Raw genomic sequence first — 16,051 nt, 5'->3', positions numbered from 1 at the left:
ACATCAAACACACACAAGACTTACAACTCAGTGCCTCCATATCGCCCCGAGCATTGCAAGCAGCGACAAACGTAACTTAACTTTCCGCTCGACACACTCGCCTATCCTTTCACCGTCTTCGGCGCCTTGCCCTGTTTCATCTGCTGCAGCAACGGCGCACACTGGTTCGGTGCGTCCTCGCTCGGCGCCACCAGTGCCAGCAACCCCGCAGCAGGCCCCGCAAGCACCCCCAGCGCCACCATCCCCGCGCCGCGCAGCATCAACGGCACACCCTTGACCCCGGCTTCCGGCTTGATGAACGTGCCGCGAACATACAGTGGTGAACGCAGGGAAATCAGGCGCCAGCCCTTGGACTCGGGGGATATGGTCAGGTCCAGCTGTTCCGTGGCCATGTTGGCCGTGCCGTCGATGTAGACGATCGCGTTCTCGGTGTCGAACACAAACAGACGCGACGTCGCCAAGCCACTCTTGATACCGAAGTCGGCGGCGGCGCAGTTGATCTTCACGTCCTTGTCACCAAATATCTTGCCGACCACATAGTTGCCGACGTTCAGCCCCGCCAGTTCCATCAGCTCACGACTGATTGCACCATCGTTGATCAGCAGCTTCAGGTCGCCGTTGGCGCTGCCCAGCAACGCCGCCACCGAGTTGCCATGCCCCGTGATGTCGGCGTCACCGTTAAGCTCGCCCAAACTGGTCTTCATCAGTTCGAAGGTCGGGAACAACTGCTTGAGTTTGAAACCACGGGCGCTCAGTTTTGCCCGCCCTTCCAGTGGCGTGGTTCGACCGTCGAGGCGGACCTGTGCATCCAGCGCGCCACCCGCCACGCCAAAGCGCAGGGGCTCCAGATTGAGTTGGCCATCGTTGAGTATCACGTGCGCATACAGGTCATTGAATGGCAGTTTCTCGCTGTGCACGATGCGTTTTCCGGTGAACTCGACGTCGGCATCCATGTCGCGCCAGCGTTCGGTACGAAACGCCTCGACCGGCAGTACCTTGTCCGCCGGCTGCTTGCTGTCACCGCCGCGCGCCTTTTGCTTGGCATTGGAGTCGGCGCCGATCAACGGCGCAAGGTCCGCGAACAGCAGTTGATTGGAGACCAGTGCACCACTGAGCTTGGGACGTGGCTGACTGGCCACGTAAACCAGGTTGCCATGAATGTCACTGCCGCCGATGGTGCCATTGAAGCCCTCATAGCGGTACGTCGCACCCTCGCGCGCACGCAGGTTGGCGATCAGGTGACCGTCAGTAGCATAGGGTGAGGAGTCCGGCAGGGTGACACCGGTCAACGGATAGAGATTGCCCAGGCTGGTACCGGCCAGCTTCAACCGCAGGTCCAGCGCACCGAGGTTCAGTGGGTCGGTGAGGGTCCCCGCCAGCTCGACCCGGGTATCGGCAATCTGGACCTGTGCCTGCAACGGGAACGGCCTGGCTGCGTCCTGCAATGCCAATAGCCCGCCGATCTTGCCCTGGCCCGAAAGCGCCTGGCCGTGGTACAGGCCTTTGACCTTGAGCGCAAATGCATAGTCCTGCGGTGCGCCCCCCTGCTGCCGGGCTTTTTTGGCGGTCTTGTCCCCGACGATATCGCTGAACGGGATCGGCTTACCCAACGGATCGACCAGCAGGTCGAGCCGGGTTTTCAAGTGCTGATCGTCGAGGGTGACATGCCCCTTGTCGAAGCCGATTGCACCGATGTCCACCCCCCAGCGGGACGGTTCGGCATTCGGATCCTTGGGATCGAAGGTGAACGTCCAATTGGCGCGACCGTCCTCCAGGCGTTGCAGGTGTGCAACGGGTTCGGTGAGATCGATGCGTGGAATCACCACCTGCTGCACCAACAAGGCCAATGGCGAGATGCGCAACTCGACCCGCTTGAGACTGACCATTTGCGGCTGCTTCGACCAATCCGGGTTGCCCAGGCTCAGGTCCTCGGCCACCACATGAGGCCAAGGCACCCAGGCGCGCCAGCCTCCCTCGTCGACTTCACGCTGCCAGACCACCGACAGGTTGCCATTGATCGCGAAGGCACGGTGCAACTCTTCGGACACCTTGGCATTGATGTCGGGTTTGATCCGGTTCCAGTCAAAGAACAGGATGATCACAACCAGAGAGGCCATCAGCAGCACCAGGCTGGTGAAGGTCCAGGTGAGTATTTTACGGGTGCGCGTCATTGCACAGGACTCCTGATGACCACTCGGCGCCCGTACTGCGGCGCACGCAAGAAACGCCAGGCCATGAATCGACCTGGCATAAACACTACGACTGGCAAATGGCCCGCTGGTTTAACAAAAAAGCCGGGCTGCGCGCAAAAGGTTCGTTTTCCTTTCCGCCGCCCTCCCTTGCAGTGGTGCCTTGCCCGCCTGTTTCGACCCGCCAGAGAGTCTTCAATAACCCCTCGGTTGCCAGAACACTCTGCGCAAACACCCGGTCTAGAGGCGCTCAGCAGAACAATCAATTCTGTTGATTATTACCATTGCCCTTATGAACTTTTGTATCGATTTATCGAGCGTAGCATTGGCTCCGTACCCACTTTACCGCCCACCCACGGAGCACTCGATCATGAAACGCCAATTACTGCTTAGCCTTACCCTTTCGATCCTGGCCGCTAATGCGTTTGCCCTGCCAGCGGCCGAACAAGCCACTCCGCAAGTCAAAGGCAACCACTCGGTGTTCAGCCAGACCGTAGCTGAAGGTGGTTCTGAGCGCTTGCTGGAACGCAACAAAATCGCCGCCGATGGCTACGACCGTACCCCACAAGGCCAGACCGTTGCCGAAGGTGGCCGTGATCGCCTGGAAGAAAAAGGCCTGGTTGAAGATGGCTACAACCGCACCCCACAAGGCCAGACCGTTGCCGAAGGTGGTGGTGACCGCGTTATCGAACGCAACAGCGCTGTGAGCTAAGCCCATGGCGGCCCTGGAAAAAAGCCCGGTCCCAGGATCGGGCTTTGACATTGTGTAAGTTGCAGCGCCAGCCACACCCCGCCTGATTACACCCCACTCAAGATCGACGCCGGCAAAGCTGATTTGCTAGAGTGCGCCGCTGTCCTTGATTAGAAGTCAGCCGCCTGATGCTGCCCCGCGCCGAACAGAAACAACAGACCCGCAACGCCCTGATGGACGCTGCCCGCCACCTGATGCAGTGCGGCCGAGGATTCGGCAGCCTGAGCCTGCGCGAAGTAGCGAAAACCGCAGGTATTGTCCCGACCGGTTTCTACCGGCATTTTGCCGATATGGATCAACTGGGCCTGGAGCTGGTCAGCGAAGTCGGCCAGACCTTCCGGGAGACCATCCGCCTGGTGCGTCACAACGAGTTCGTCATGGGCGGGATCATCGATGCCTCGGTGCGGATCTTTCTCGACGTCGTCGCCGCCAACCGCTCGCAGTTTCTGTTCCTGGCCCGCGAGCAATACGGCGGCTCACTGCCCGTACGCCTGGCCATCGGCAAGCTGCGCGAGAACATCAGCTCAGACCTGGCGGCCGACCTGTCATTGATGCCCAAGCTGCAACACCTGGACTTTGCCGGTTTATCGGTGATGGCGGACCTCATCGTCAAGAGCGTATTCGCCACCCTCCCGGACATCATCGACCCACCCGCCGAGGCGCTCCCCGCTCACCTGACGCCCCAGGCAAAGATCACCCAGCAGCTGCGCTTTATCTTTATTGGTCTTAAGCATTGGCAGGGGTTGGGCAGTACGGAGTAACCCTCTGTGCTTGCTCATCCGCGCCGTGATTTGGTGCGCCACGAAAGTTTTTTGCACCAAATCACACCATCTCCTTCTCCGGTCTCCCGCCCCCTTTCCAGCATTCCCTAGGCAATAGCTGAAATCTCCTACGGCTCGCGCTATTGGCAAGCCCCTTGCTCTAGCCATTGCATAGTCTTTTGCTGGAAGCCTTCCAATGCTGGTGATTCATCGCAGAATCGACCCTCAACCCGCCTGGGCCGCAGAACTGCACTTGAACTTCGAGGCGCGCAGTAAAAGCCGTCTGCGCTGCTTCAGTGCCGAGGGTGAAGACGTCGGGTTGTTTCTAGAGCGCGGACAACCGCCGCTGCACGACGGTGAATGCCTGGAAGCCGAAGACGGCCGTATCGTGCGCGTCTGCGCCCGCCCCGAACAGCTGCTGCATGTCACCTGCGCCAACGCCTTCGAACTGACCCGCGCCGCCTACCACCTGGGTAATCGCCATGTAGCCCTGCAAGTCGGTGACGGCTGGCTGCGCCTGCTCGACGACTACGTACTCAAGGCCATGCTCGAACAACTGGGCGCCAGGGCAGACCGCATCGAAGCGCCGTTCCAGCCGGAACACGGTGCCTATGGTGGCGGCCATCATCATTCGCGGCACGGTGACGAGGATTTCAACTATGCGCCCAGGCTCCATCAGTTTGGTGTGCGCCAGTGAACCCGGCCTGGGCGTTGCTGCGCCTGGCCAGCCCGCAGCTGCCGATCGGTGGCTACAGCTATTCCCAGGGCCTGGAAATGGCGGTGGATAACGGCCGCGTGAGCGACCCGCTATCGGCCAAACGCTGGATCAGCGACCAGTTACTGCTCAACCTCGCGCGCTTCGAAGCGCCGCTGTTGCTCGCCCATTGCCTCGCCGCAGCCGACCAGGACTGGGCGCAGTTGTCGCAACGGTGCGAGGAGCATCGTGCCAGCCGGGAAACCCGCGAACTGCATCAGGAAAGCCGGCAGATGGGTTACTCCCTGCAGCAACTACTCAACGGTTTGCCGGAACTGGATGAGGCCGCGCGCCACTTCCTCGGACGACACCCCGAACCGCACCTGGCCCTGGGCTGGGCGCTGGCCGCCCGCGCCTGGCAGATCTGCCCGCAAGATGCCTTGGCCGCCTGGCTCTGGAGCTGGCTGGAGAATCAATTGGCAGTGCTGATGAAAACCCTGCCGCTGGGCCAGCAAGCGGCGCAACGGCTGACCAGCGAACTGCTACCGCTGCTGCAACAGGCTCAGCAGAGCGCTTCAAGCATTGAACCCAAACACTATGGCAGCGCCGCCTTCGGCCTGTCCCTGGCGTGCATGGCCCATGAGCGCCAGTACAGCCGTCTGTTCCGATCCTAGGAGAAACACATGAACGCACAACCTCTGCGCGTCGGCATTGGCGGCCCGGTCGGTTCCGGTAAAACCGCGCTGACCCTGGCCCTGTGCCTGGCGCTGCGCGAGCGCTACAACCTGGCGGTGGTCACCAACGACATCTATACCCGCGAAGACGCCGATTTCCTGGTGCGCAATCAAGCCCTGGCGCCCGAGCGGATCATTGGCGTGGAAACCGGCGGCTGCCCGCACACGGCGATTCGCGAAGACGCCTCGATCAACCTCGAGGCGGTGGATCAGCTGAACCGACGTTTTCCCGACCTGGACCTGATTCTGGTGGAGTCTGGCGGTGACAACCTGTCGGCCACCTTCAGCCCGGAACTGTCGGACCTGACCCTCTACGTCATTGATGTTTCCGCGGGCGACAAGCTGCCGCGTAAAGGCGGGCCGGGCATCTGCAAGTCAGACCTGCTGGTGATCAACAAGATCGACCTGGCGCCGCTGGTCGGTGCCTCGCTGTCGATGATGGACAGCGACACCCAGCGCATGCGCAACGGCAAGCCTTTTGTCTTCAGCAATCAGAAGACCGGCCAGGGGCTTGAGGAAATCATTGCCTTCATCGAGCGCCAGGGGCTGCTGAGCGCGGCCTGAAGTTATCCACACGTCTTTTCCACAAGGAAGCTCAGTCATGACACTCCATCGCCTTTTTGCCACCGCCGCGCTGCTGCTCACACCGACCCTGGCCTTCGCCCACCCCGGTCATGGTGACAACGGCTTGCTGGCCGGCATCAGCCATCCGATCGGTGGCCTGGACCATTTACTGGCCATGCTCGCCGTGGGGTTGTGGGCCGCGCAACAGCGAGGCGCCGCGCGCTGGGCGCTGCCGGGGACCTTCGTCGGTACCCTGCTGATGGGCGGGCTGCTAGGCTTTGAAGGCCTGAGCCTGCCGGCACTGGAAAGCGGGATTGCCGCCTCGGTGCTGGCCCTGGGCCTGGCCGTCGCCTTGGCAGTGCGCCCGCCACTGAGCCTGGCGGTTGGCGCGACCGCCTTGTTTGCCCTGTTCCACGGCGTGGCCCATGGCCTGGAGCTGCCGGCCATGTCCAGCCCCTGGACCTACGCCATCGGCTTCGTCACCGCGACCGCCGCCTTGCACGCCGCAGGTTACGCAGTGGTGAGGGGATTACCGCAAGCCGCCGCGCCGCTGGTTCGCATGGCCGGGGCGGCATCGGCGGCGACCGGGGCCTGGTTGCTCGCCGGCTAAGCGCCGCAAGCTGCAAGCTGACCGGCTCTTGCTTGCAGCTTGCCGCTTGAAGCTTGCAGCTTGCCCCCGGCCCCCCGCCCCTCTGCTACCATGTCGCGCAAACACTCCTGCCGTGACGACGCCAGCCAATGCCCCATGCTCCCCGCTCTGCCTCCCAGCCCGAACTGACCGCTCTGTTTGCCACCGTGCAACAGCATTTCCGGGACGTGATCGTGCCGCTCTGGCACGGCCCCGGCTGGAACAGCGACATGGCGCTGCCCTATGAGGCCCTGGATGCCGAGCACCGGCCATTACCGCCGCAGCGCTACCGGGCCATGGCCTGTGCACGGCAGCTGTACCTGTTCGCCAGCCTGATCGGTGAGGTGCCGGCGGCCGAAGCGCGCGCAGCGGCCTTGTTCCGCTCGTTGCAACGGCACTTCCACGATGCCGAGCATGGCGGTTGGTTCTACAGCATTGACCCCCACGGCGCGCCGCTGGATCAACGCAAGGACCTCTACACCCACGCCTTTATCCTCTTTGCCTGCGCCCACTACTGGAGCAAGGTCCGCGAGCCCTTGGTGGAGTCGGTGCTCAATGCTGCCCTGGAAGTGCTCGCTCAACGCTTTGCCACAGACGACGGTCTGTACGAAGCCAGCCTCGACCGTGACTGGTCTTCACTCGATTCCGGCCCCTTGCAGAACCCGCTGATGCATTTGGCCGAAGCATTTCTGGCGACCCTGTCGGTACGCGATGATGCCCCGGTCCAGGCGGCACTCACGGCGCTGTGCGCGGCCATGCAGCAGCAGTTCATCGACCCGCGGCACGGGGTGATGATGGAGAAGCCGCTCAAGGCTGTGGATAACTGGTTTGAGCCGGGGCACCAATTCGAATGGTTTTTCCTGCTCGACTCATCGCCAGTCCTGCGTGGCTCCACCCTGCATGCATCCCTGAACCGCGCCTTCGCCTTCACCGAGCAGTGGGGGGTCGATCCGCAGACTGGGGCCGTGGGGGCCATGCTCGACCTTGAACAGGGTGGAAGGCCTCGCGATGCTACCCAGCGTATCTGGGCACAAGCCGAATACCTGCGCGCCCTGACCCTGCGTCCAGGCAGCGAAGCCTCGCTGCTGCGCCAACTGAACGCCTTGGCGCACCGCTTCCTGCATGCTGGTGGCTGGTACGAATGCCTGGACGCCGGCGGCGCGGTCAGTCGCCGGGACATGCCCTCGACCACGCCTTACCACTTGGCCACCTGCTACAGCGGGCTAGCCGAGTATTTTGGCTGAGCCTTGGGTGATGAGGAGGGCAAGCCTCCTCGCCACACTTACGCCTTGCTGCTGCGGTCGATCGCGAACCCGCCCCAGGTCTGGCTGACCGGCATCAGCTCCAAGCGGTTGATGTTGATGTGCGCCGGGGCGTTGAGCACCCAGAAGATAGTCTCTGCAATGTCCTGCGGTTGAATCGGCTCGGCGCCCGCATACGTTGCGTCATAACGCGCCTGGTCACCGGCAAACCGCACCAGCGAAAACTCGCTCTCGCACAGGCCCGGCTCGATATTGCTCACGCGCACACCAGTACCCTGCAGGTCGCAACGCAGGTTCAGCGAGAACTGTTGGACGAACGCCTTGCTCGCGCCATACACGTGGCTGCCCGGGTACGGGTAGTTGCCGGCGATGGAGCCGAGGTTGATGATCCCCGCACCGCGGCCATGGGCGATCAGCCGTGGCAACAGCAGGCGAGTGCTGTACATCAGCCCCTTGATGTTGGTATCGACCATGGTGTCCCAGTCGTCCAGGTCACACTTGGGCGCCGGGTCCACACCCAGGGCCAGGCCGGCGTTGTTGATCAGTCCGCGCAAGGTGGCAAACGACGGCGGCAGGTTGGCAATCGCCGCCTCCATCGCCTTGCGGTCACGCACGTCGAGCACCAGGCCATGGACCTCGGTCTGCTTCGACAGCTCGGCACACAGGGCATTCAAGCGCTCTTCACGGCGCCCCGTCAGCACCAGCTTCCAGCCAGCCTCGGCAAAACGGCGGGCGCAGGCTTCACCAAAACCGGAGGTCGCGCCGGTAATAAACAGGGTGTTGGACATCGTGCTCTCCTGACTTGGGCTGATACACAGCCATTGGAATGGGAAATCAACCGGCAGCATGCCCGGCCATGTTCCTAGCGGCAACCTCGGGTTTACTGTACAAAAAACAGCCAACTCTTGTAGCGCCACGCCCGCCGCGGCTCACAGCCGGTTGCGCGCACCTTATCCACAGCCCCTTCCACAGTCTTTGGGGGCAAGTGCAAAACCCTGGACACCACTATCCACAAGGCTTTGCGGGCAGATTGAAAAGTTTTTTGCTTGACCCAGCGGGCCTCACGTGTCGCCCTCCCCGCTTAACGCGACCGATCAGTCAGACAGGCGATGGCGCCAAGCCAGCAATTGCGCTGCTTTGCGCAGTCTTTCCAGAGTTTAACCACAGACTTATCCACAGGCTGCTCGAAGGCTTTCGGGTGGCAACAGCCTGCCAATAAAAAGGTTGACAAGACAGGCTCGTGGTCGCGTAAAAGCACCTGATCGAAAAACAACCAACAACCTGCAAGCCACGTAGACAAAGGCCTGCAACGAGTTGCACCCACGTTACCCACAGCCCGTTCCACAGCAAACGGGGACAAGTCAAAACTGTGAAAAAACAGCTGTTTGCAGCGGCTTTATGTCGCGCTTTAACAGCTCTCGAAGATTGTTTTCCACATTTTCATGATTGAGGCCATGTATCGCCCCTACGCTGGAGCCGAAACGGAAAAAGCCCCGACGATTGCTCGTCGGGGCTTGTGCATGACCGCGTTGACTCAGTGCCCGCCGAGATAGGCGTTACGCACATCCTCGTTCGCCAACAGCTCCTTGCCGGTGCCGCTGAGGCGGATCTCGCCATTGACCATCACATAGGCCCGGTCCGACAAGCGCAACGCATGGTTGGCGTTCTGCTCGATCAGGAAGATGGTCATGCCGGTCTTGGCCAGTTCGCGCAGGGTGGCGAAGATCTGCTTCACCACGATCGGCGCCAGCCCCAGGCTTGGTTCATCGAGCAACAGCAGCTTGGGTCGGCTCATCAAGGCACGGGCGATGGCCAGCATCTGCTGTTCACCACCGGACATGGTCATCGCCCGCTGGTTGCGGCGCTCCTTAAGCCGTGGAAACAGCTCGAACATGCGCTGCATATCCTCATCGACGTACTTGTCACCGATCGGGATGGTGCCCATCTGCAGGTTCTCCTCGACCGTCATGTCGGGAAACACCCGTCGCCCTTCCGGCGACTGCGCGATGCCGTTGGAGGCGATGTAATGGGACGACTTGTGGGTGATGTCCACGCCCTGGTAAATGATCTGACCGTCAGCCGCCCGGGGTTGGCCGAAGATCGACATCAGCAGCGTCGACTTGCCGGCACCGTTGGAGCCGATCAGGCTCACGGTTTCCCCTTCGTTGATGTGCAGCGAGACTTTCTTCAGGGCCTGGATCGGCCCGTAGAACACGTCCAGCGCCTTGAGTTCGAGGATCGGTTGACTCATACCACCTCCTCTTCGTCAGCACCCAGGTAGGCGGCGATCACTTTCGGATCGTTGCGGATCGCTTCGGGTCTGCCCTCGGCGATCACGTTGCCGTGGTCCAGCACCACGATGTGGTCGGAAATGCTCATTACCATGCCCATGTCGTGTTCGATCAGCACCACGGTCAGATCGTGCTCGTCACGCAGCAGCCGGATCATCGCGCTCAGTGCTTCGGTTTCCTGAGGGTTGAGGCCAGCGGCCGGTTCGTCGAGGCAGATGATCTGCGGCCGCGTGCACATGGCCCGGGCGATTTCCAGACGGCGTTGCTGGCCGTAGGACAGTTCACCGGCCAGGCGGTTGGCACAGTCCACCAGGTCGACCACCTCCAGCCAGTAGAACGCGCAGTCCAGTGCGTCGCTTTCGGCCTTGCGATAGCCCTTGGTGTTGAGGATGCCGGCCAGCATGTTGCGGTTGACCCACATGTGCTGGGCCACCAGCAGGTTCTCCAGCACCGACATTTCCCGGAACAGGCGAATATTCTGGAAAGTCCGTGCCAATCCGGCGCGGTTGATCAGGTGCGTACCACCGAACATCTTGTAGTAGAGCCGACTGGCGAAGCTTTTCGGCGAAACGAAATCGGTCGCCTTGAACGATTCCCCAAGCATTTTGATGACGTTGGTTTTCTCGCCACGGGTATTGAGTTCGATCTTGCCACCGGAGGCTTTGTAGAACCCGGTCAGGCAGTTGAACACCGTGGTCTTGCCCGCGCCGTTAGGGCCGATCAGGGCGAAGATCGAGTTGCGTTCGACCTTCAGGCTGACGTCACTCAGGGCCTTGATGCCGCCGAAGTGCATCATCAGTTTCTCTACCGAGAGTACGACTTCACTCATGAGGTTTTCCTCTCATACGCGATGGCACCTTTACGCGGCGTCACACCGGTACGGCTGATCCGAATCAGCCCGCGCGGTCGCCAGATCATCATCAACACCATCAGCATGCCGAACAGCAGCACGCGATACTCAGCGAAGCCGCGCAGCAGTTCCGGGGCGACAGTCAGCACGAACGCCGCGATCACCACGCCAATGGTCGAGCCCATGCCGCCGAGCACCACGATGGCGAGGATCAGCGCCGACTCGAAGAAGGTGAACGAGGTCGGGTTGACGAAGCCTTGATAGGTGGCAAAGAACACCCCGGCCAGACCGGCAGTCGAGGCACCGATGGTGAACGCGGAGAGTTTCACCAGTACGTGGTTCAGGCCCATCGAACGGCAGGCGATTTCATCTTCGCGCAAGGCTTCCCAGGCACGGCCGACCGGCATGCGGGTCAGGCGGTCCTTGATGTACAACACCGCCAGCACGACGAGGAACAGCACGGCGTAGATGAAGTAGTACTTCACGTCAGGGTTGTAGGCGATACCGAAGAACTCATGGAACGGCACACCGCCCTCCTTCGCCCTTTTGCCGAACTCAAGACCGAAGAACGTCGGCAAAGGCGCCGCCATACCGTTCGGGCCGCCAGTCAGCGACAGCCAGTTGTTGAGGATCAGGCGAATGATTTCACCAAAGCCCAGTGTCACGATGGCCAGGTAGTCGCCATGCAGACGCAGCACCGGGAAACCGAGGATGCAACCGGCCAGCCCGGCAGTGATGGCCGCCAGCGGCAACACCGTCCAGAACCCCAGCCCGAGGTATTGATAACCCAGCGCCAGGCCGTAGGCGCCGATGGCGTAGAACGCCACGTAACCCAGGTCCAGCAGCCCTGCCAGACCGACCACGATGTTCAGACCCAGGCCGAGCAACACGTAGATCAACCCAAGGATCACCACCCCCAGCAGGTACGAGTTGGAGAAGAACGGGAAGACCACGGCGATCACGATCAGCAGCGGGATGATCCAGCGCAGCTGCGATTTGTAGTCCGGCGCCAGCACATGCACGCCAGAGCCGGTGCTCTCGAAGCCTTCGAGAATCTGCAGGCCCTTGGTGGTTTGCAGAAACAGGCTCAGAGCGAAGCGACCGGCCATTACCACGGCAACGATCCAGGCAACACGCGTGGGCTCCAGAACAAAGCTGTAACCATCCAGCACGACCCCGACAATCGGGCCGAACACAATCAGGGCAATGAGGCCGGCAAGAATCGCGTCGACCAGGCTTTGTTTGATATCGATCGATTTTTTATGGGTTGAAGACATCGCTTACACCTTCGACACAAGAGGGCGGCCGAGCAGGCCTTGAGGCCGAAAGACCAGAACCAGAACGAGCAGCGAGAAGCTGAAAACGTCTTTGTAGTCCGAGTTGACCAGGCCTGCGAACAGCGACTCGGAGATCCCCAGAATAATCCCGCCGAGCATCGCACCCGGCAGCGAACCGATGCCGCCGAGTACCGCTGCGGTGAACGCCTTGATGCCGATGACGAAGCCTGCGTAGAAGTCGAAGGTGCCGTAGTTCATGGTGATCAGTACACCGGCCAGCGCCGCCATGGCGGCGCCGATGATGAACACGTAGGAAATCACCCGGTCGGTGTTGATCCCCAGGATCGAGGCCATCTTGCGGTCTTGCTGGGTGGCACGGCACATGCGGCCGAGCTTGGTGTACTTGATGACGTAGGTCAGCAGCGCCATGCCGGCGAATGCCGCGACCAGAATGAAGATCTTGGTGTAGGTGAGCTGGACGAAGCCCGTGCCGATATCAACTCGCCATGCACCGGTGAGCAGCGTCGGGACCCCTTGCTGGCGGGCGCCCTGGCTGATCTGTGCATAGTTTTGCAGGATCAGGGAAATACCGATGGCGCTGATCAGCGGTGCCAGTCGTGTGGAGTTGCGCAGCGGTTTGTAGGCGACACGCTCGATGACCCAGCCATACACCGCCGTAACGATGATGGTGAAGACCAGTGTACCGAGCATCAACAGCGGGAAGGATTCAATACCGAAGTAAGCCAGCAGTGCCAGACTGATTGCCGCGAGGTAAGCGGAAATCATGTAAACCTCGCCGTGGGCGAAGTTGATCATGCCAATGATGCCATAGACCATTGTGTAGCCGATGGCGATCAGGCCATAGACCGACCCGAGGGTCAGGCCATTGACCAGTTGCTGCAGGAAAATACCATCCATAACGCAATCTCACGCATTTGAGAGACTGCACAAGCACCCGCTGCCACGGCCTGGGGTTCAGCCAACCGAAATACAGAGGCGTGTGCAGCTCTCCGAGAAAAGACAGGTACTGCACGGACACGTTGCAGCCGGCCGCTCCATCAGGGCGACCGGCTCAAACGCTCAGGTCACTTCTGTTTTTCGAGCTGGTGGTATTTGCCGTCCTTGTCCCACTGGTAAACCACATAGTCGGAGATTTTCAGGTCGCCCTTGCCATCCCAGGTCTTCTCGCCCATCACGGTTTTGACCGGGTTGGCTTTCAGCCATTTGGCAGCGTCTTCGCCCTTGTTGGACTTGGCACCGTTAAAACCGGCGGCCAATGTCTGGACCGAAGCGTAGGCGTACAGGGTGTAGCCCTCAGGCTCGGTGCCGGCCTTGCGGAACGCATCCACCACGGCCTTGCTCTCTGGCAGCATGCGCGGGTCGGCGCCGAAGGTCATCAGCACGCCATCGACGTATTGCGCACCGCCGGCTGTGGTGACCAGCTCGTCGGTGACGATGCCGTCATCGGACATGAACTTGACGTCCTTGAGGCCTTGTTCACGAATCTGGCGAACCAGCGGGCCGGCTTCCGGATGCAGGCCACCGAAATACACCACATCGGCACCCGCGCCACGGATCTTGGTGACCACGGCGCTGAAGTCTTTCTCGCCACGGGTCAGGCCTTCATATAGGACAGGTTCCACACCGCGCTTGACCAGTTGAGCCTTGGTGGCGTCCGCCAGGCCCTGACCGTAGGTATCCTTGTCATGCAATACGACGACTTTCTTGCCCTTGAGTACATCGACGATGTAGTCGCCGGCAACGATGCCCTGCTGGTCGTCACGACCGCACATACGGAACATGGCGCTCAGACCGCGCTCGGTCACCTTGGGGTTGGTGGAGCCCGGAGTAATCGTAATGATCCCGGCCTCGTCGTAGATCTCGGACGCTGGAATGGTCGAAGAAGAGCAGAAGTGCCCGACCACGCCTGCGACTTTCTGGTTGGTGAGGTCCTTGGCGACCGTCACGGCCTGTTTTGGCTCGCAGGCGTCATCGCCTTTGACCAGAACGACTTTCTCCCCGTTGACGCCACCTGCCGCATTCACGGCGTCAGCCGCTGCCTGTGCACCCTTCATGTACTGCTCGCCAAATGCCGCGTTGGCGCCAGTCATCGGACCCGCCACGCCAATTTTCACATCGGCCTGGGCAAACGCAGAAACACCCAACGCAGCTGCCACTGCGAGGGTCAGAAAACCTTTCTTGTAAAACGTCTGGGACATGAGGTGGTGCTCCAAGGTTTTTTTATAGTTGGCACTGCGACTTCACTGAATGCTCAGAGCAAGGGGCGTGCCATCGGTTTTTTATTCTTAGAAAAGTCGCTGCCTGATTGTTATTTCGACTGAATCGGGCCCTTTTTCATTGGGCGTGCAACCGTCTAAACCGCAGAAGGTGAAACCAATATTTTTTAAAGGCGCAACCTCAGCGTGCCACCATTGCAACCATCAGCAGAAACGACGTGCAACCAGCTTGTAACAGCCTGCGTCACCGAACTGCACACTGCGGGTGCGCCACTGCTACAACGCGCACCACTACAGGCTAGTCGCTGCGCCAAAAAGCGCCGCTTCCAAGGAGCAAATTCACCGGATCAAATGACAATCCGCAGGCACTGGCCCGCGTGATAGAGGGAAAAACCCGCCTCGTACAAACAACTGCGCAAGCCCACCCCGGCCAATGGCTGCATGGGAGCGAAAGGAATCGGCAAGGCTTGAGGATTGCCGTTACACAGGTAATCGGCGAAGGCTTTGCCGACCACCGTGCCCGTGGTGACGCCGCGACCGTTGTAACCGGTGACAGCCACCAAGCCGGGCGCCGGCTCGAACAATCGCATCAAATGATCGGGCGTGAACGCGATACGGCCGGTCCAGGTGCACTCCCAATCCACCGGTTCAAGGTACGGAAAATAGTGCTGCTGAACCCGGTCGGCCCAGGCCTTGAGAAACCACGCCGGTTTCTGGCTGCCGTTGCCCAGGCTGCCGAGCAACAGCCGGCCGTCTTGGTCACGACGAATGCTGCTGAGCACCTGACGGGTGTCCCAGGACCCCTGCCCCCCCGGCAGAATCTGCTGTGCCGCCTCCTCGGTCAGCGGCGCGGAAGCCACCTGGTAGTAATAACCAGGGAAGAAATTACGGCGCAGCTCGGTCCAGTCGCCTTCGGTATAGGCGTTAGAGGCAATCACCACTTGCTCGGCCATGACCGAACCCTGGGCGGTTTGCACCGACCAGCGCTGGCCCTGGCGCTCCAGCCGGGTGACTGCCGAGTGGTCGAACAACTGGCCGCCCAGGTCCGCCGCGGCCTTGGCCAGACCGCTGGTGTAGGCCATCGGGTTGAGGGTACCGGCACGGCGATCAAGCAACGCGGCCGCGATCTTTTTAGTCCCTGTGGCCTGTTCGCAGGCAGCGCCAGTGAGCAACTCGACGGGGGCGCCGCGGCGTTTCCATTGTTCCTCGCGACTGCGCAGATCGGCTTCGCCACGGGCGTTATGCGCCATGTGCAGGGTGCCTTCGCGGCGTAGCTGGCAATCGATGTTGTATTTGTCGATCAGGCTGAACACCAGGGCAGGTGCCGCACCGAGCATCCGGTTGAGCTGGCTGCCCACCGCCTCGCCAAACCCGGCCTCGATCTCGTCCGGAGGGATCCACATGCCCGCGTTCACCAGGCCGACATTGCGCCCGGAACCACCCTGGCCGCAGCGTTGGGCCTCCAGTACGCAGACGCTTTTGCCCTGCTCCAGCAAATGCACCGCCGCCGACAAACCGGTGAAGCCGGCGCCAATGACGCAGACATCCGCCGTCACTTCGCCCTTGAGCGCCGCACGGTCAGGCCGTTGCGGCGTCAGTTTTTCCCATAAGCACTCTTCGCGTAACGGCATTGCCAGACTCCAACAGAAACCTAACCAACCCACACAAATCAGTGTGGGAGCGGGCTTGCTCGCGAAAGCGGTATGTCAGTCACCATTAATGTCGGCTGACAGATTGCATTCGCGAGCAAGCCCGCTTGTATGTTTAGACTTGTAGGGGTGGTGGGACTAAAAGCCAGCATCTGACTCTAGCC

Annotated in this window: 15 protein-coding genes; 7 read left to right on the top strand and 8 right to left on the bottom strand. The window is 61.1% G+C overall.

Going from position 1 to position 16,051, the window contains the following annotated elements:
* Positions 1-101: 101 nt before the first annotated feature.
* Positions 102-2,171: an AsmA family protein gene (locus tag AC3WQN_RS12180; RefSeq protein ID WP_103400923.1), complete on the bottom strand. Its 2,070-nt coding sequence runs from the start codon at positions 2,169-2,171 to the stop codon at positions 102-104.
* Between the two features lie 388 nt (positions 2,172-2,559).
* On the opposite strand from AC3WQN_RS12180, the gene AC3WQN_RS12175 reads away from it, so the two are divergent.
* The 7 genes from AC3WQN_RS12175 to AC3WQN_RS12145 all read left to right on the top strand — a co-directional run bounded on the left by AC3WQN_RS12175 (position 2,560) and on the right by AC3WQN_RS12145 (position 7,565).
* A complete protein-coding gene (locus AC3WQN_RS12175; RefSeq protein WP_103400922.1) occupies positions 2,560-2,901 on the top strand; it encodes a hypothetical protein in 342 nt (113 codons plus the stop codon).
* A 167-nt stretch (positions 2,902-3,068) separates the two neighbouring features.
* Positions 3,069-3,701, top strand: coding sequence for a TetR family transcriptional regulator (locus tag AC3WQN_RS12170; RefSeq protein WP_095078180.1), 633 nt, complete (start codon positions 3,069-3,071; stop codon positions 3,699-3,701).
* Positions 3,702-3,897: 196 nt separating this feature from the next.
* Positions 3,898-4,398, top strand: a complete 501-nt coding sequence (gene ureE / locus AC3WQN_RS12165; RefSeq protein WP_103400921.1) for an urease accessory protein UreE — start codon at positions 3,898-3,900, stop codon at positions 4,396-4,398.
* Positions 4,395-5,069, top strand: coding sequence for an urease accessory protein UreF (locus AC3WQN_RS12160; protein ID WP_103400920.1), 675 nt, complete (start codon positions 4,395-4,397; stop codon positions 5,067-5,069). The genes ureE and AC3WQN_RS12160 overlap by 4 nt, the downstream gene beginning before the upstream one ends.
* 9 nt (positions 5,070-5,078) lie before the next feature.
* Positions 5,079-5,693, top strand: coding sequence for an urease accessory protein UreG (ureG, locus tag AC3WQN_RS12155; RefSeq protein WP_103400919.1), 615 nt, complete (start codon positions 5,079-5,081; stop codon positions 5,691-5,693).
* Positions 5,694-5,730: 37 nt separating this feature from the next.
* Positions 5,731-6,303: a HupE/UreJ family protein gene (locus AC3WQN_RS12150; RefSeq protein ID WP_103400918.1), complete on the top strand. Its 573-nt coding sequence runs from the start codon at positions 5,731-5,733 to the stop codon at positions 6,301-6,303.
* Positions 6,304-6,431: 128 nt separating this feature from the next.
* The gene (locus tag AC3WQN_RS12145; RefSeq protein WP_103400917.1) at positions 6,432-7,565 is read left to right on the top strand and encodes an AGE family epimerase/isomerase; all 1,134 of its coding nucleotides are present in this window, start codon (positions 6,432-6,434) and stop codon (positions 7,563-7,565) included.
* 38 nt (positions 7,566-7,603) lie between these two features.
* On the opposite strand, the gene AC3WQN_RS12140 is transcribed toward AC3WQN_RS12145, so the two are convergent.
* The 7 genes from AC3WQN_RS12140 to amaA all read right to left on the bottom strand — a co-directional run bounded on the left by AC3WQN_RS12140 (position 7,604) and on the right by amaA (position 15,869).
* On the bottom strand, positions 7,604-8,371 hold the full coding sequence (locus AC3WQN_RS12140) for an SDR family oxidoreductase (RefSeq protein ID WP_095144766.1): 768 nt from the start codon (positions 8,369-8,371) through the stop codon (positions 7,604-7,606).
* A 746-nt stretch (positions 8,372-9,117) separates the two neighbouring features.
* Entirely contained in the window at positions 9,118-9,834 is a 717-nt protein-coding gene (locus AC3WQN_RS12135; RefSeq protein WP_103400915.1) for an ABC transporter ATP-binding protein, read from the bottom strand.
* Entirely contained in the window at positions 9,831-10,703 is an 873-nt protein-coding gene (locus AC3WQN_RS12130; protein ID WP_095078171.1) for an ABC transporter ATP-binding protein, read from the bottom strand. The genes AC3WQN_RS12135 and AC3WQN_RS12130 overlap by 4 nt, the downstream gene beginning before the upstream one ends.
* A complete protein-coding gene (gene livM, locus AC3WQN_RS12125) occupies positions 10,700-12,001 on the bottom strand; it encodes a high-affinity branched-chain amino acid ABC transporter permease LivM (protein ID WP_103400914.1) in 1,302 nt (433 codons plus the stop codon). Before livM ends, AC3WQN_RS12130 begins: the two co-directional genes overlap by 4 nt.
* A 3-nt stretch (positions 12,002-12,004) precedes the next feature.
* Positions 12,005-12,919 (bottom strand): ABC transporter permease subunit, encoded by a 915-nt coding sequence (locus AC3WQN_RS12120; protein ID WP_103400913.1) that lies wholly within the window; start codon positions 12,917-12,919, stop codon positions 12,005-12,007.
* 167 nt (positions 12,920-13,086) lie between these two features.
* Positions 13,087-14,220, bottom strand: a complete 1,134-nt coding sequence (locus AC3WQN_RS12115; RefSeq protein WP_095078168.1) for an ABC transporter substrate-binding protein — start codon at positions 14,218-14,220, stop codon at positions 13,087-13,089.
* A gap of 365 nt (positions 14,221-14,585) precedes the next feature.
* Positions 14,586-15,869 (bottom strand): L-pipecolate oxidase, encoded by a 1,284-nt coding sequence (amaA, locus tag AC3WQN_RS12110; RefSeq protein ID WP_103400912.1) that lies wholly within the window; start codon positions 15,867-15,869, stop codon positions 14,586-14,588.
* Between the last annotated feature and the right edge of the window lie 182 nt (positions 15,870-16,051).

Source organism: Pseudomonas sp. FW300-N1A1 (genome assembly GCF_058789115.1).
This window is presented reverse-complemented; position numbering and strand designations above follow the sequence as displayed.

What these genes read in the sequence shown, in the direction of transcription:
- AC3WQN_RS12180 (WP_103400923.1), bottom strand. Translation starts at nt 2,171, where the DNA reads ATGACGCGCACCCGTAAAATACTCACCTGGACCTTCACCAGCCTGGTG.
- AC3WQN_RS12175 (WP_103400922.1), top strand. Translation starts at nt 2,560, where the DNA reads ATGAAACGCCAATTACTGCTTAGCCTTACCCTTTCGATCCTGGCCGCT.
- AC3WQN_RS12170 (WP_095078180.1), top strand. Translation starts at nt 3,069, where the DNA reads ATGCTGCCCCGCGCCGAACAGAAACAACAGACCCGCAACGCCCTGATG.
- ureE (WP_103400921.1), top strand. Translation starts at nt 3,898, where the DNA reads ATGCTGGTGATTCATCGCAGAATCGACCCTCAACCCGCCTGGGCCGCA.
- ureG (WP_103400919.1), top strand. Translation starts at nt 5,079, where the DNA reads ATGAACGCACAACCTCTGCGCGTCGGCATTGGCGGCCCGGTCGGTTCC.
- AC3WQN_RS12150 (WP_103400918.1), top strand. Translation starts at nt 5,731, where the DNA reads ATGACACTCCATCGCCTTTTTGCCACCGCCGCGCTGCTGCTCACACCG.
- AC3WQN_RS12145 (WP_103400917.1), top strand. Translation starts at nt 6,432, where the DNA reads ATGCCCCATGCTCCCCGCTCTGCCTCCCAGCCCGAACTGACCGCTCTG.
- AC3WQN_RS12140 (WP_095144766.1), bottom strand. Translation starts at nt 8,371, where the DNA reads ATGTCCAACACCCTGTTTATTACCGGCGCGACCTCCGGTTTTGGTGAA.
- AC3WQN_RS12135 (WP_103400915.1), bottom strand. Translation starts at nt 9,834, where the DNA reads ATGAGTCAACCGATCCTCGAACTCAAGGCGCTGGACGTGTTCTACGGG.
- AC3WQN_RS12130 (WP_095078171.1), bottom strand. Translation starts at nt 10,703, where the DNA reads ATGAGTGAAGTCGTACTCTCGGTAGAGAAACTGATGATGCACTTCGGC.
- livM (WP_103400914.1), bottom strand. Translation starts at nt 12,001, where the DNA reads ATGTCTTCAACCCATAAAAAATCGATCGATATCAAACAAAGCCTGGTC.
- AC3WQN_RS12120 (WP_103400913.1), bottom strand. Translation starts at nt 12,919, where the DNA reads ATGGATGGTATTTTCCTGCAGCAACTGGTCAATGGCCTGACCCTCGGG.
- AC3WQN_RS12115 (WP_095078168.1), bottom strand. Translation starts at nt 14,220, where the DNA reads ATGTCCCAGACGTTTTACAAGAAAGGTTTTCTGACCCTCGCAGTGGCA.
- amaA (WP_103400912.1), bottom strand. Translation starts at nt 15,869, where the DNA reads ATGCCGTTACGCGAAGAGTGCTTATGGGAAAAACTGACGCCGCAACGG.